The 14,922-nt window shown below is 50.7% G+C and carries 14 protein-coding genes; 7 read left to right on the forward strand and 7 right to left on the reverse strand.

What is annotated here, in order from left to right:
* Position 1 precedes the first annotated feature (1 nt).
* From OGV79_RS03460 to OGV79_RS03475, 4 genes are all read right to left on the reverse strand, one after another.
* Complete coding sequence (locus tag OGV79_RS03460; RefSeq protein ID WP_286467552.1) at positions 2-2,569, reverse strand: fimbrial outer membrane usher protein; 2,568 nt, start codon at positions 2,567-2,569, stop codon at positions 2-4.
* Entirely contained in the window at positions 2,550-3,299 is a 750-nt protein-coding gene (locus tag OGV79_RS03465; protein ID WP_101744095.1) for a fimbria/pilus periplasmic chaperone, read from the reverse strand. Before OGV79_RS03465 ends, OGV79_RS03460 begins: the two co-directional genes overlap by 20 nt.
* A gap of 52 nt (positions 3,300-3,351) precedes the next feature.
* Positions 3,352-3,885 (reverse strand): fimbrial protein, encoded by a 534-nt coding sequence (locus OGV79_RS03470; protein ID WP_012134978.1) that lies wholly within the window; start codon positions 3,883-3,885, stop codon positions 3,352-3,354.
* A gap of 982 nt (positions 3,886-4,867) precedes the next feature.
* A complete protein-coding gene (locus OGV79_RS03475; RefSeq protein ID WP_286467559.1) occupies positions 4,868-5,728 on the reverse strand; it encodes a nickel/cobalt efflux protein RcnA in 861 nt (286 codons plus the stop codon).
* Between the two features lie 120 nt (positions 5,729-5,848).
* Between OGV79_RS03475 and rcnR the strand changes: the two genes are divergently transcribed.
* Complete coding sequence (gene rcnR, locus OGV79_RS03480) at positions 5,849-6,121, forward strand: Ni(II)/Co(II)-binding transcriptional repressor RcnR (RefSeq protein ID WP_012134972.1); 273 nt, start codon at positions 5,849-5,851, stop codon at positions 6,119-6,121.
* Positions 6,122-6,153: 32 nt separating this feature from the next.
* Here rcnR and OGV79_RS03485 read toward each other — a convergent pair whose 3' ends face one another.
* Positions 6,154-6,855 carry a helix-turn-helix transcriptional regulator gene (locus tag OGV79_RS03485; protein WP_024130913.1) on the reverse strand — a complete coding sequence of 234 codons (702 nt, stop codon included), beginning with the start codon at positions 6,853-6,855 and terminating at the stop codon, positions 6,154-6,156.
* A 689-nt stretch (positions 6,856-7,544) separates the two neighbouring features.
* Here OGV79_RS03485 and OGV79_RS03490 point away from each other — a divergent pair.
* Both OGV79_RS03490 and OGV79_RS03495 read left to right on the forward strand, forming a co-directional pair.
* Positions 7,545-8,246 carry a winged helix-turn-helix domain-containing protein gene (locus OGV79_RS03490; protein ID WP_286467575.1) on the forward strand — a complete coding sequence of 234 codons (702 nt, stop codon included), beginning with the start codon at positions 7,545-7,547 and terminating at the stop codon, positions 8,244-8,246.
* Positions 8,233-8,694 carry a YqeJ family protein gene (locus OGV79_RS03495; RefSeq protein WP_071257892.1) on the forward strand — a complete coding sequence of 154 codons (462 nt, stop codon included), beginning with the start codon at positions 8,233-8,235 and terminating at the stop codon, positions 8,692-8,694. Before OGV79_RS03490 ends, OGV79_RS03495 begins: the two co-directional genes overlap by 14 nt.
* A gap of 61 nt (positions 8,695-8,755) precedes the next feature.
* On the opposite strand, the gene OGV79_RS03500 is transcribed toward OGV79_RS03495, so the two are convergent.
* Positions 8,756-9,985, reverse strand: a complete 1,230-nt coding sequence (locus OGV79_RS03500) for an amino acid permease (RefSeq protein WP_012134968.1) — start codon at positions 9,983-9,985, stop codon at positions 8,756-8,758.
* A 141-nt stretch (positions 9,986-10,126) separates the two neighbouring features.
* The gene (locus tag OGV79_RS03505) at positions 10,127-10,582 is read right to left on the reverse strand and encodes a multidrug/biocide efflux PACE transporter (protein WP_024130912.1); all 456 of its coding nucleotides are present in this window, start codon (positions 10,580-10,582) and stop codon (positions 10,127-10,129) included.
* Positions 10,583-10,684: 102 nt separating this feature from the next.
* On the opposite strand from OGV79_RS03505, the gene OGV79_RS03510 reads away from it, so the two are divergent.
* From OGV79_RS03510 to kduD, 4 genes are all read left to right on the forward strand, one after another.
* The gene (locus OGV79_RS03510) at positions 10,685-11,563 is read left to right on the forward strand and encodes a LysR family transcriptional regulator (RefSeq protein WP_286467584.1); all 879 of its coding nucleotides are present in this window, start codon (positions 10,685-10,687) and stop codon (positions 11,561-11,563) included.
* A gap of 107 nt (positions 11,564-11,670) precedes the next feature.
* The gene (locus OGV79_RS03515; protein WP_286467593.1) at positions 11,671-12,849 is read left to right on the forward strand and encodes an acetyl-CoA C-acetyltransferase; all 1,179 of its coding nucleotides are present in this window, start codon (positions 11,671-11,673) and stop codon (positions 12,847-12,849) included.
* 393 nt (positions 12,850-13,242) lie between these two features.
* Complete coding sequence (gene kduI / locus OGV79_RS03520; protein WP_058668046.1) at positions 13,243-14,079, forward strand: 5-dehydro-4-deoxy-D-glucuronate isomerase; 837 nt, start codon at positions 13,243-13,245, stop codon at positions 14,077-14,079.
* Between the two features lie 56 nt (positions 14,080-14,135).
* Positions 14,136-14,897, forward strand: coding sequence for a 2-dehydro-3-deoxy-D-gluconate 5-dehydrogenase KduD (gene kduD / locus OGV79_RS03525; protein ID WP_005123393.1), 762 nt, complete (start codon positions 14,136-14,138; stop codon positions 14,895-14,897).
* Positions 14,898-14,922: the final 25 nt, after the last annotated feature.

Here is a 14,922-nt window from a genome sequence, read left to right on the forward strand (position 1 = left end):
GTTATTCCTGACGACAAGGTAGTGTGAGCTGATACAGCGGCGCATGCGTTTTAGCCGGTAGTTGATACCAGACCTGGCACCGCTGCGTGGATTTTTGCCCCCACTGTACGAACAGCACGCCGGACTGTTCCGCCAGTCGGGCGTAAATTTGCCCGCCCTGGCCGACCATTCCCACGGATTCGCCGTGGCCGTCCGTCACGTCAGAGCCCATCGGCGGCTGGTCGCCATCGGGAAGCGTTGTGTTGATGAGCGCCGCTTTACCGCTGGTGGTCGTGAATTTCACGCGGGAAATCGCGCCGGCGTAGGGCACGATGCGCTTGCTGCCGCTCTGTAGCTCAACTTCGGCATTCATGTTTCCGCTGTCCAGGCTTACGGTGTTATAGCGATAGGGGGTCATGGAAGGGAGCAGGGCATAGCCGAAATAATCGACCGTTGCGCCTTGCCCGTTACGTACCGCCGCGCCGCGTGCGCCTGGCGCTTCGATAAGCGCAAATGTATCGCTGGTGTAGGGGCCAGCGGTGATCCCGCCGCGGTGCGCAACCAGCGTGCCGGACATCCCCAGACCATATTGCTGGTAATCGCTGCCGCGGGAGGCAAAACCGCGAAACGCGCCGACGGCGGTTCGTTGCTCCACGTTGCCGCCCCAGGTTGCGCTGCTGCCATCGTGCTTATCTCGCTCCAGGCCGCTATAAACGGCCCAGGATGTGGCGCTGTTCTCGCCCGTGGCGCCGCTTATCCCCACCGTGGCGGTGCGAACGTCGCGGCTGCGATTCATATCCAGATTTAGCTGCGTGCGGCTGGCGCCAACATCGAAGGGGATGGAGATCCCCAGTGAAAGCGTGTTTTCGGTGTATTTACGCTGGTTTTCGCGGTCAAAATCCCGGTCGTTTACGCTGGTGTTGTAGCGGCTGGCATAACTGCTGCGCTGCCTGGCGGCGCTAAGATTAAAGGTGATGTTGTGCCAGCTGTTGCTATAGCCAAACTGGAGTTGGGTGATGCGCGACGCGTCGCTGTAGTAATCTGACGTACTGCCGGTGAAGCTAACCATGCCCCAGTCGCCCATCGGCTGGCTGAGCGTAGCGGAAAAGTTATTACGCTGGTGCAGCGTATCCGAATAATACGCCACGCTGTTTTTCTGCTGACGGCGCACGCCCAGCACATCCTGTAAATCACGATAACCGCTGGTGGAGTAACGGTAGGCCGCCAGCACCAGATTTGTGCCGGTGGTAAACGTTTTGCTGTAGCTGGCCTCAATGCGCCAGCCCTGCTCGTTATCGTCGTTTTCGACTCTGGCGTTTGAGTAAACGGTATTGAGGCCGAATGCCCCGACGGATGTTGCCATTACCCCGCCCAGCAGAAACGCCTGATAATCATCGGCCAGCCGTGAACCCAAATTGGCGGTTAGCGTGTTGCTCATCCCGCGCTGTAAAACGCCTTCGACAAATTTATTCTCCACGCTGTAGTAGTGGCGAACGTAGCCCATTGCCAGCTCATAGTTCCAGTTTCCCGGCCGAACGGAATCAGGAACCGCCGAGTAGGGAACGGTAAAACTTGAGATTTGCCCGTTCGCTTCGATGACATCGACGGCCAGATCGCCCTGGCCACGGGTATTGTAGAGATCGTTAATAACAAAAGCGCCGGGCGCGACGGTGGTTTCGTAAATCACTTTACCCTGCTGGCGTACCACCACGCGGGCGGTTGTGGTCGCCACGCCGCGCACTTCCGGCGCATAACCGCGTTTGCCCTGCGGCCACATCCGTTGATCGGTGTTCAGTTTTATGCCGTTGAATGAGAGGCTGCCGAACAGGCTGCTGTTGGTGTAATTGTTCCCAAACGCTATCACGCTCTCAAACTGAGGAAGAGGGCGCTGAATCGCAGTCGCTACCGCATTGTATTTGTAGTGGCTACCCGTCTGGTTGTCATCGGCATAGCGGAGGTTCCCCTGATGGCGAAATTGCCACAGCCCGATGTTGAAACCGCCATTGATATTGCTCCACAGGTAGTCGTAGCGCAGGTGTGAGTCTGTATTTTCCGTATGATAAAAATTGGTATTGTGGCGCAAAAACAGCGCGGTTTCTCCGGCGTCCCATTCGGAAACGGGAATATACCCCCGGGGAGCGTGGTAAAGCCCGGCCTGAGGAATCGTCATATTCAGGCGCAGCTTCGCCATATCCACTTGCCAACTGATTTTTTGCCCGGTCTCGCTGATGCGCAGACAGTGCGGCGTTGAAGACGCCGCAGAGGAGCGCGTGCGAATCGCGCTGGCTCGAACCACCTCAAACGGCAGACAGGGTTCGACGGCGTTATCCGGCGTGGCGGATGCGATAAGTTCGATCTTTTCCTGCTGGCGAATCAACTGGTTATTAAGATAAACATCCAGCACGTATTCACCAGCAGGCACGCTGTCTTGGGTATGATTAAAGCGCTGGAGATCCAGACCATGACCGTATGCGGACCCCTGGAGCAGCGCGGGATCAAAATAGTAATCAGCCCTGGCCGCAGCGGAAAATGCCGTAACGCATACCATCAGGCCGAAACCCGCCGGGCGATTAAAGAGGAAAATCTTCACTGATTCTGGCTCCCTGATCGTTAATCAACGTGATGCGAACACGCTGATTTGCAGTCGATCGGGCGTCGGTAAAGACATAACGTTCACTGCTGAAAGGGGCAATCATGCCTGCTTTTTGGGCGCGGGTTTCTGAGGCATTGATCAACTGTAGCCCGGCGATGGTGATGTAATAAGGCTGATTATTTTTAATGGTGATGCCGGTTTGACCTGTCCGCGTGACCTGAAGGTTCGCCAGCATTTTTTGTGGATTACCGTTTAATTCAGCCGGACGATAAAATAACTTCACCCGGTTGCGTAGCATGATCAGCAGGCTGTTTTGATTGCCCTGATCCGGGCTACGTTGGCCCACATTCGCGGGCGGAACTTGCATAAAATTAAAATAGAACAGAGATTCCCTGTCTTGTGGCAGGGACTGGGCCGCCGTAAAAACAATCCGAATAATTTGCCCTTCGCCGGGTTGAATACGAAATACCGGCGGCGTGGCGATAAAGGGAAGTTGAGCTGATTTCTCCGGCCCGTCTGCCATATTGCCATTATCGAACCAGGTTGAGACCACGTAAGGGAAGGAATCTTTATTCTTTAAATGAACATCGACAGAGTTGGCTGAACCATTATAAATAATTCGCGTCCCGGTCATGGTAATACTGGCGGCGACGTGTTCACTCCAGAGTGTAAAAAAGATAAACAGAAACCCCGCGAGAGAATACAGGGCGTCGCGAATGGGGTTCATTTATTACTCCCTGGCCGAAAGAGGGCGGGACGAAATTCCCGCCTGGGTTAAATTACTGGTAAGAAACCGCGTATTGCATGGAGGCTTGTACCGTACCGGTGGTTGCTGCGCCCCCTGAGTAATATTGGGCCTTGTAGGTTGCCGTGGCTGATGTCTCATTTGCCGCCAGCGCTAAATCTCCGCCGCCATTAAACGCGTTGCGGAAATCGATCTCTGTATCACTGGTGTCGAGGATCTGAATTTCAACATCGCTCGCCGAGCCATTGCTGGCCAGGTTTCCGGTCGTGGCGCTGATGTTATTTCCGACGAAGACGGTTGAAATATTGATCCCGGAGGCTGAGCCGGTGCATCCGCTGACGCCGATGTCGAAGGTCGTTTGTCCTGCAACCTGATTGGTGTTCAAGGTGTTTACCGTGACGGTAGGCAGTAAGACGACAGGTGAGGCCTCAGAACCATTTACCGATACGGAACAGGTTTCATCAGAAACTTCTCCCATAAATGTAATGGTATTATCAGAAGCCAGCGCGCCCGCAGAATAGATCGCGGAGATCACCAGCGCCGGAATTAGGGCACGATTCAGTTTCATAACTAAACTCCATTTTCATTCAGTCGTGTTGATTTACCCTGAGAATTCAGGGTGTTCCCAATGCTCAGGGACATTCATAAAAATGGCACTGTGCTGGAATGTTGCTGTATTAAGTCAGTGTTGGCGAAAATATTGGTATTAATCCTGGTGTTGAGGCGTTGAAATAGAAAAATGTGCTGCTGCACGCGCCTTCTCCGTTTTTATTCAACAATGCGTCCCAGGCGACAAATAGCCCATCTGAAAATATATCTTTTTTCTTATGCCGGAATTTTAACGACAGTAATCTTAAATATGAAAATCGTTTAAAACATCCGAATAAATCTTTTGTAATAGGTGGTGGCTATTAAAAACTGGAAATAGATCGGTTGCGTCGATATTAAGATAATTAGATATTCGCTTTATTGGTATTAATGATTTAGCCGTAAAGTCGTTCCATGTCGGTGTGTTAATTAATTGAATCTGTGATGTAAATAGATACCGGTTTTATAGTAATCATCAGCATCACTATATTGTTTCTGTTGCTGACTATTAGGTGCGTACTCTTTACTTTAGGAATTTTATTTTATTTTGTTGGATCTTTTGGAGCTTAAAAGGCTTAGTTTCCAATAAACCCCATTTGATTAAGATCAACAATTGATGCAATCGTATTTAAGTTGCCAGTTGATATAGTGCGTTTTGTTCGCATGAAGCGTGTTTTCTGCGCGGAATTATGCTGATGTTGAGCGTGGGAGAGAACAATTTTTCCGCAATAAATCCGCAATGCCTGCGCGCTTGTCGCAAAAGCGCGGAACTGCAATACGCGCCGGGTAATAGCATCGAATTATACGGCCAGGCGACTTTCTGGAAAGATTTGTTAATGCGCCTCACTCATCAGAGCGGCTTACCGCTCGTCTACGGTCTGCTCATGGCTTGCGAAAAATTGATATGAACGGACGTGCAGCGCCCGGGTCGCTGCACGTTTGTGGAAACAGGCGGGGAACAATTAGTGGATAATGCCCAGATAACCATGCATTCCCATATAAAGCCCCACCAGACCGATCAGTATGCTGGAGAAATAGGGGGCTTTTCTCGCCAGGGTATTAAATCCGTTCCAGCGTTTTGCGGCCTGTTGCACGCTGATGGCTGCGCCTACGCCAACGGCTACCAGCGTTAACGCCAGACCAATGCTGAAGCACAGTACCATCGTGGCTCCCAGCGTGAAGGCTTTAAGCTGGATGCAGATCAGCAATACGGTGATGGCTGCCGGGCAAGGAATCAGGCCGCCCGTCAGGCCAAACAGTAAAATCTGTCCGTTTGTCACTTCCTGGTCGTGAAAGCGGCGCTGAATATCGGTCGCATGTGCCCGTTCATGGGCATCCTGCCAGGCGTGCGATCCGTCCGTTAGCCCCTTCAGGGAAATATGAACATGCTGGTGGTCGTGGTGATGGTCGTGGTCGTGATGGTGGTGCTCATGGTCGTGATGGTGGTGAGTGTGGGCAGGAAACCTGTTAGCCAACCCGTCCCGCTCCCCTTTCCAGGTACGCCAGAACATCCAGAACGCCGTGCTCAGAATAATGATGGCGGAGACCAGTTGTAGCCAGGGTTCCACGGATTCTGCGGTAAACGCTCTGCTGATGTACATGCCACCCAGGGCGATAAGCCACACAACGGCGGTATGTGAAAGCGTGGCTGCCAGCCCCAGCATCACAGCCTGCTTAATCGTCCCTTTGATGGCGATGATAAACGCCGCCATCATCGTTTTGGAGTGCCCGGGTTCCAGCCCATGTAATACGCCCAACAGAATGGCGCTGGGAATGAAAAACCAGGCGTTTCCTTGCTGAAGTAATGTTGAAAATTCGCCCATGAGAATGATTCTTAGTTGTCTTATTTCCCCGCATTCTACTCCCCCCCAGTACCAAATACTACCCCCCAGTAGCGTCACAATGCTATAATCCATAATGATTTATGTTAATAAGGCGTTGTTATGTCACATACGATCCGGGATAAACAAAAACTTAAAGCTCGCGCCAGTAAAATCCAGGGGCAGGTTGTCGCACTGAAAAAAATGCTGGATGAACCTCACGAATGTGCCGCGGTATTGCAGCAAATCGCGGCGATACGCGGCGCGGTGAACGGATTAATGCGTGAGGTGATCAAAGGGCATCTGACCGAACACATTGTTCACCAGAGCGATGAAGTGAAGCGCGAAGACGATCTGGAAGTGATCCTGAAGGTGCTGGATTCCTATATAAAATAGCCGGGACCGGTGCCCGACTGTTGTCTTCAATGTTAACGCCGTCTTTGCAGATGAATAAGCGAGCCTTTGCATTCCTTTGTGATCATTGGGAATGCGGCTTTTTCATTGGAGAGTGGATGCGAATGAATAAACAGCGTGTTTATCTTCCCGCCCATTCTTTTCTCGATCCTCTGTTTATAAGCATAGACGCTGCGGATATCCATACTCAGTAACTCGGCGATTTGATGCGGATTTTTCCCTGCAACCATGTTACCCATAATGATGAATTCCGTCTGGGTCAGGGTATTCCCTTTTGTAAAAGACAGATGTCGCCCAATAAATACTTGTCTGATTTTTTCATTTGCAACCGCCAGTCCATCATCGTGATAAATGACGACAGAAACCGCCGGATGATGTTTACGCCAGTAGTTGGCTAACGACTGCATGTTCCGATCGCTCACCAGTACAATACCCATACGTGTGCTGGCGAGATAATCAATCCACTGTTTGTCGAGAAACAGCCGCAAAAAGCTGATAGAGAAATCGACAAAAATATAACCATTTAATCGGGCATTATGATTATTATTTAAAATGCCCTCAATAACACCTCTGTTAAAGTAGATACTTTCTTCCGGCCACATACAAAAACATGCGTTAGCACAATATTGTAAACGAGGTGATTTTTCTGGCATTATTTTACAATGTAAAGAACAACTACTGCACGTAAGGTTTTTTAATTTAACATCCAGCTCCATACAGGAACCTCCCTATCCGTAGATAATTTCATAATTTCATCCGTTTTTAAATATGTCAATACTTTGCCAGACGGCAATTAGCGTGCGTAAAAAATCGATGTATATCACTTATTGCTATTTTTCTTAAAGCCTTGCGATGCATTTATAATAGTGGCTATTTACATGCTGCTTATTTTCCTGGGGCAGTGTCTCGTCAGAGACAGAAACAATTTAGCATCCAGGACTTTTATAGCAAAATCCAGGAATAGTTATATTGCAAAAATGTTTAAGATATTTTGTTAAATGGCATTTATGGACAAAAGTTGCATTAATGTTAATTACTGTATCTTAATTGTAAAATCGCTATTGTTTTTCATAATTAATAAATTATGTATTTGTGTGCTTTTTAAGCTTATCGTAATAATATCAGGAGAGCATGAAAATGCTTTAAAAATAGTCTTAATTAAGAACAAATGATCTTTTTTGACTTAAGGTTTTTGATTTATAAGTAATTTTACCACTGGCGTTTGACAGTAATCGCATAATCAAATATTTATAGTGATCTCGATATAAGAATTTTGTAGCATGGCATTCATCATGTGAATGCCAGAAGGAATACTGTGTCGGATTTGTTAAAACACGCCAGATGTTACACAATTAATAACCTGGTTGACTTTCACCCTGGAAATCGGGCGTTATCGAATAGCACAATGCAGAAGACCGTAACGTTACAAAGTCCTGCAAGCCTTATCCTTTTATATCTTATTCAGCATAACAACACGGTAGTTTCTCAAAACCAGCTGATTACAGCGGGTTGGGGAGAGAAGAATCATGTTACCTCGGCGAATACTTTTTATCAGACGATTCTCATTCTAAGAAATGCGTTAAGTTATATTGGGTTACCGCGCGATCTTATAAAAACCATTGCCCGTCGCGGTATGATGATTTCAGCGAATATTCAGACGGATGAGATAACCGCAAAAGCATCAGCGACCGAAGCGCCGGCGCAGATTGTTGCACCCCAAATGGAGCCGAAGGGAGACACGCCAATAAAAAAGCGCCATCTCTCGTTGCCTGCGACGCTTTGCGGACTGGCGCTTCTGGTGGTGATGATAAGCATTGCCGCCAGCCTGTTTTATATGTCTCCAGAGTCGCTGCTGTCGTCTTATGAGGTTCTGGACTCCGAGACTTTTTCATCCTGTACCGTCCTGCAAAAAGGGAATGATGTGCTGGAGCTAAATTATATTCGCTTTATGCACAAACATCGCGAGATTTGCGATAACAATAACTATGTGTTTCTCTCAGGAATGAGCAGCGCAAAAAATATCACGGCGATTATATGCCCGGAGGATGCCAGAGAAAATCCGTCCGTAAAGTGTATAACCTACTATTCGATAAATGATGAAAATTAAAATACTGGCAGCGGCTATTATTATCACGATCTTCATTGTGGGTGGCGGAGGATTCTGGTATGCGCACAGCATTAATCCGAAAATTGATTGCAGTGGTTATGCCGTCTGGGATATTGATCATGAACTTTTTGCTGGTGATATTACCTACCAGATGCATAATCATCAGGGGATCGTGACATTAACCGGCGTGTTGAATACGCCCGACGCTCATTCTTATAAAATTAGCCGGATTATTTATTTTACGTACCAGAAGTTGCAGCAAAACTATATTATTACGACGCATAATCTGGTCCGATATCCGTCTGACGAATTACAGGGCAGCCATGAACGCAAGGCTATGCCGCTTATTTATTTATCAAAGGACGCGACGTTCTCGTTTTTGATACAACCCTGGCGGGAAGGCTGGACGTTTACGACAGTCGGGTCGCCCTCACTATTATGCCGATAGATTAAAGACTGAGTAAAACGGCTCGCCCCTCTTCAGGTGGATGAGCCGTTTTGTATTGAGATTAGCCAAAAAACATCACGGACACGCAAAGCAGACCCACAATCAGGGTAAGCAGATTTCCCAGAGAGCGGTATGGTTTGAGCGCGGGGATCAGATAGGTTGACAGCGTCGGCATGATAAACAAAATCATGGCAATAAGCGGGCCGCTGATCGCATAAATCATCGAAATGGCGTTGGGATTAATGCAGCAAACGACAAAGGTAATCAGCGAGACCAGCATGATAGACAGGGCGCGATTAAATGCCCGGCTTTTCTTCACGCCAGTCTGAAGTAACGCCGTTCGTACTATCTCTGTCGCCCCTTCAATCACTCCAAAATAGGTGCCCAGAAACGATTTTGACATCGCGATAACGGCGACAATAATCCCTGAAATGGAGAGCCATGCCGGTGCGGCTGGCATCATAGACAGCGCTGACAGGATGGTCACGCCTTCATGTTTCGCGGCTTCAATATAGGATGGCGGAATGGAGAGCAGACAGCTGAAAACGAAAAACAGCACGCTCAGGCAAATGATCAGATAAGCCACCTTCATGATTTTTTTGCATTTACCCATGGCCTGCTCGCCGTATCTTTCACGTCTGTCGATAGCAAACGTGGAGATAATGGGCGTATGGCTAAAAGCGAAAACCATCACCGGAATGGATATCCATACCTGATGAAGTGTGTGCCGATCGAAAGACATCTGGCTGGTCAATAACGCGGGCTGCCAGCTTCCGGTCAAATAAAGCGACAGAAATAAGAAATAGGCGATAAGCGGAAACACTAAAAAGCCCATCACGCGGATAGTCGCATGTCGTCCCATCAGGAAAATCAGATTCAGAATCAATACGACGCCCAGACTGACCAGAACACGCACCCGCAGGTCTATCGTCATCTGCTTTGCCAGCTGTTCCGTCAGAGAATTGGTTATCGCCACGGCGTAAATCAGGACCACCACGAAAAACGCAATAAAGTATAGCGAGGTGATGAGACTGCCGATCTTCTTGCCGTAGTAATGCGTTACCGCACCGGTGATCCCTTCGCCAGCGGAGGTTTTCGAAGAGAGGATAAACTGGCACAGCGCTTTATGAGGCCAGTAAGTCAGAGGCCAGGCAACCAGTGCGGTAATAAACAGCACGATGGCCCCCGCGGAACCCAACTGAATGGGGAGGAAAAGGGTGCCTGCGCCGACCGCAGTCCCATATAGTGCAAAACTCCAGAGAGTTTCTTCTTTTGACCAAATTTTCGACATTATTTGAACGTATCAACTATAAAATAAACAAAAAGAAGCGCAATTTACCATAAATGGCATGGGGCTGGGGAAACTAAAGCGGTGTGCGAGGGCAGGCAGGAAGCGCCGGAACGGGGAATGTTCCGGCTAAACAGAGCATTATCAGGCAGTAACGCGCTGCTGGCGGCGTCTTACTACGCGAAGACGCAACGTGTCATAGGCCCAGTTGTAGAACATGGTGTATGGCAGGAAGAAAAGGAAGAAACCGATTTCCAGCGTGAAGGCCTGTAACAGGCTGACGTTCAGCGCCCAGGCGACAATACTCACACCAATAACGATAAAGCCGCTTTCAAATCCCAGCGCGTGCAGTGCGCGAACTTTAGCGGTGCGCGTCACTACGTGTGACGGCCAGAAGCGGTCAAACAGCGCGTTATAGATGATATTCCAGATCATCGCCGTGGTTGCCAGCAGAATGGTTAAGCCTCCCATTTCCAGCACTGAGCGCTGCATCAGCCAGGCGGTAGTCGGGGCCAGAATGGCGGTGGCAATGCCTTCGAAGCAGACCGCATGGAAAATGCGTTCAAGTAGCGAACGGCGTTGGACTAAGTCATGTTGCATAGGATCAAACCTTTTTTCATCTCCGGGAAAACGGAATGTCAGGCATTTTATCGTTTAATATGATATCTAAAAGATAGAATCCATCGATAAAGTAGATAGTTCATGCGCTACTCTCCCGAAGCATTGATCGCATTTGTTGAGACGGTCTCCTGCGGCTCGTTTTCCGCTGCGGCGCGCCGGTTACGGAAAAGTCAGTCCACCGTCAGTACGGCGATTGCCCACCTGGAAGCCGATCTGGGGTTTTCACTGTTTGATCGATCTTCACGACAGCCGGTGCTGACGGAAGAGGGCAAGCGGGCGCTCAGCTATGTGCAGGCTATTCTGTCAGCAAGCGATCGTCTGGATGAGGTGGCGTTATCCCTGTCTGGCGAAACGGAAACCCGTCTGACATTCGTGCTATCCGACACCCTGCATCCAGACGTTCTGGAAGAATTAATGGTGCAGTTCGACCGCCAGTTTCCCCATACGGAATTTGAATGTCTGATCGGCGAAGATGAAGATGTCATCGATCTCCTGCAAAAGGGACGCGCGCAGGTTGGGCTGATTGAAGCGCGCAATCATTACCCTACCGAGATGGGGGTGACGCGCCTGCCCATGCAGACCTGGATGGGACTCTACGTGGCGGCCTCACATCCTCTGGCCGCGCAGAAAACCCTGCAATGGGATCAGCTGCATACCTGGCGTGAACTGCGGCTGAATACCTATCTGGAAAGTGGCGCCAGCGTGGCGCGCGGCCCGGCCTGGTCTGCACCTAACTATTTGTTATTACTGAGTATGGCGGTGCAGGGATTTGGCTGGTGCGCATTGCCTTGCGCGCTGGTGGAAGAGTTCGCGGCTGAAAAACCGCTGGTGCAACTGGATGTACCCGGCTGGCCAAAGGCGATCTCGATTGATCTTCTCTGGAACAAGAAGTCGCCGCCGGGCGCGGCGGGAAGCTGGCTCCGCGATCATTTACAGCAGGGGCGTATACCGGCTGATTAAAATAGCTGCAATTTCCTTTGTGATAAAACTCACCATTTTTAAACAAGCAGGATAATTATCTTTAACAATCCTCTACTATTGCGGTGTTATTTTGCGCTGAGGTGGTGATGAAAGAGGTTGTGATAGTTGGGGCTTTACGTACGCCGATCGGATGCTTCCAGGGAACGCTGTCCCGCCATTCTGCCGTTGAACTGGGCAGCATGGTGGTAAAAGCGTTGATGGAGCGTACCGGCGTTGATGTACATGCTATCGATGAAGTTATCCTCGGTCAGGTGCTCACGGCGGGCGCAGGACAAAACCCGGCGCGGCAGTCAGCCATCAAAGGTGGGCTGCCCAACACCGTTTCTGCTATCACCATCAACGATGTCTGCGGTTCCGGCCTGAAAGCGCTGCATCTGGCTACGCAGGCGATTCAGTGCGGCGAGGCGGATATTGTCATTGCCGGCGGGCAGGAGAACATGAGTCGGGCGCCGCACGTTCTTACCGACAGCCGCACAGGGGCGCAGCTCGGTAACAGCCAACTGGTGGACAGCCTGGTTCACGACGGCTTGTGGGATGCGTTTAACGATTACCACATGGGCGTTACCGCTGAAAATCTGGCGCGGGAATACGGCATCAGCCGCGAATTGCAGGACGCCTATGCCCTCAGTTCCCAGCAAAAAGCGCGGGCGGCCATTGATGCCGGGCGTTTTAAAGCTGAGATTGTCCCGGTTGTCACCCAGCGTAACGGCCAGTCTGTTGTTGTCGATACTGATGAGCAGCCAAGAACCGATGCCAGCGCGGAAGGATTGGCCCAGTTGAACCCGGCATTTGATCTCCTCGGCTCGGTCACGGCGGGCAATGCCTCGTCAATTAACGATGGCGCGGCTGCCGTCATGATGATGAGCGAAGCCAAAGCGCAGGAACTGGATTTACCCGTACTGGCGCGTATTCGCGCTTTTGCCAGCGTCGGCGTCGATCCCGCACTGATGGGCATCGCACCCGTTTACGCCACCCGACGTTGTCTTGAACGGGTAGGCTGGCAACTGGCGGACGTGGATCTTATCGAGGCTAACGAGGCTTTTGCTGCGCAGGCGTTATCCGTCGGCAAAATGCTGGAGTGGGACGAACGCCGGGTGAACGTTAACGGCGGAGCGATTGCGCTCGGTCATCCCATTGGCGCATCCGGCTGCCGGATTCTGGTGTCGCTGGTGCATGAGATGGTTAAACGTGATGCACGAAAGGGCCTGGCGACGCTCTGCATTGGCGGCGGGCAAGGCGTGGCGCTTGCTATCGAACGAGATTAAAACCGCCTTCATTTTCCGCTTCCCCCGTACTGGCGCTGCCAACCGCGCCAGCCGCAATATGTGCTGATATTTCCCCTCCCTGACGCCGCGGGTTGCAGCAATCCGGCGTTTCTTTTCAGGAACGCACGCTGCTCCCATATCCACCTGATAAACCTATCTTATTGTTTTTAATTTTATTTTAAGCATCTCCGCCTGTGCCTGCTAAAGGGAAATCTCGCGCTGACGTGATCGCAATTACACTTTTGATAATAAGATGCAGAAAAACTGAAACAACGTTTTATTTGTAATTGAAAACCCGTTTCTGGAGGGATATCATTACCGCATAAAGTAAAACGGAACGGTGTTTCGCCTTCCGTTCTGACATTCACGGTCGGTTTATTATTGGAGGTTGATGTGGACGTAAGACAGAGCATCCACAGCGCGCACGCTAAAACGCTGGACACCCAGGGGCTGCGCAACGAGTTTTTGGTCGAGAAAGTGTTTGTTGCTGATGAATACACCATGGTTTACAGCCACATCGACCGCATTATTGTCGGCGGCATCATGCCGGTAGCGAAAACGGTTTCCGTTGGCGGTGAAGTTGGTAAACAGCTGGGCGTTACCTACTTCCTGGAGCGTCGTGAACTGGGGGTGATCAACATCGGCGGGCCGGGCACGATCGCTGTTGATGGTCAGTGCTATGAGATCGGCCACCGCGATGCCTTATACGTCGGTAAAGGTGCGAAAGAAGTTGTTTTCGCCAGCGTTGATGGCGCAAAACCGGCGAAGTTCTACTACAACTGCGCGCCGGCGCATACCACTTACCCGACTAAAAAAGTGACGCCAGCCGATGTCGCGCCGGTCACTCTGGGCGACAACCTCACCAGTAACCGCCGCACCATTAACAAATACTTCGTGCCGGACGTACTGGAGACCTGCCAGCTGAGCATGGGCCTGACCGAACTGGCGCCCGGCAACCTGTGGAACACCATGCCTTGTCACACCCATGAACGCCGCATGGAAGTGTACTTCTATTTCAACATGGAAGAGAACGCCTGCGTCTTTCATATGATGGGGCAGCCTCAGGAAACGCGTCATATCGTGATGCATAACGAGCAGGCGGTTATCTCCCCAAGCTGGTCTATTCACTCCGGCGTCGGCACCCAGGCCTATACGTTCATCTGGGGGATGGTGGGTGAAAACCAGGTCTTTGATGATATGGACCACGTTGCAGTAAAAGATCTGCGCTAGTCGCGGACGGCAATCATGTCTGTCCGTGACAGGCACTAAGAAAATAAGGATTAACAATGATTTTGAATGCATTCTCTCTTGAAGGTAAGGTCGCGGTAGTCACAGGTTGTGATACCGGTCTGGGTCAGGGGATGGCGCTGGGGCTGGCGGAAGCGGGCTGCGATATTGTCGGGATCAACATTGTTGAGCCGACGGAAACCATTGAACGCGTCACCGCGCTGGGTCGCCGTTTTTTAAGTCTGACGGCGGATTTGCGTCAGATTGACGGTATTCCAGCCCTGCTTGAACGTGCGGTGGCGGAGTTCGGTCACATCGATATTCTGGTGAATAACGCCGGTCTGATCCGCCGTGAAGACGCGATCGACTTCAGTGAAAAAGACTGGGATGACGTCATGAACCTGAACATTAAGAGCGTGTTCTTTATGTCTCAGGCTGCGGCGAAGCACTTCATCGCCCAGGGTAACGGCGGCAAAATTATTAATATCGCCTCTATGCTCTCCTTCCAGGGCGGGATTCGCGTTCCTTCCTACACCGCGTCTAAAAGCGGCGTTATGGGCGTAACGCGCCTGATGGCGAACGAATGGGCGAAACATAACATCAACGTGAACGCTATCGCGCCGGGTTACATGGCGACGAACAATACTCAGCAACTGCGTGCTGATGAGCAGCGTAGCGCGGAAATCCTCGACCGTATTCCGGCGGGGCGTTGGGGTCTGCCGAGCGATCTGATGGGGCCGGTGGTGTTCCTGGCATCCAGCGCATCTGACTATATTAACGGCTATACCGTTGCGGTGGATGGCGGCTGGCTGGCGCGTTAATTCTGATGTCGTAAAAGCCTCGCCC

It is taken from the genome of Citrobacter sp. CK185, assembly GCF_030333565.1.
Lineage (GTDB): Bacteria > Pseudomonadota > Gammaproteobacteria > Enterobacterales > Enterobacteriaceae > Citrobacter_B > Citrobacter_B koseri.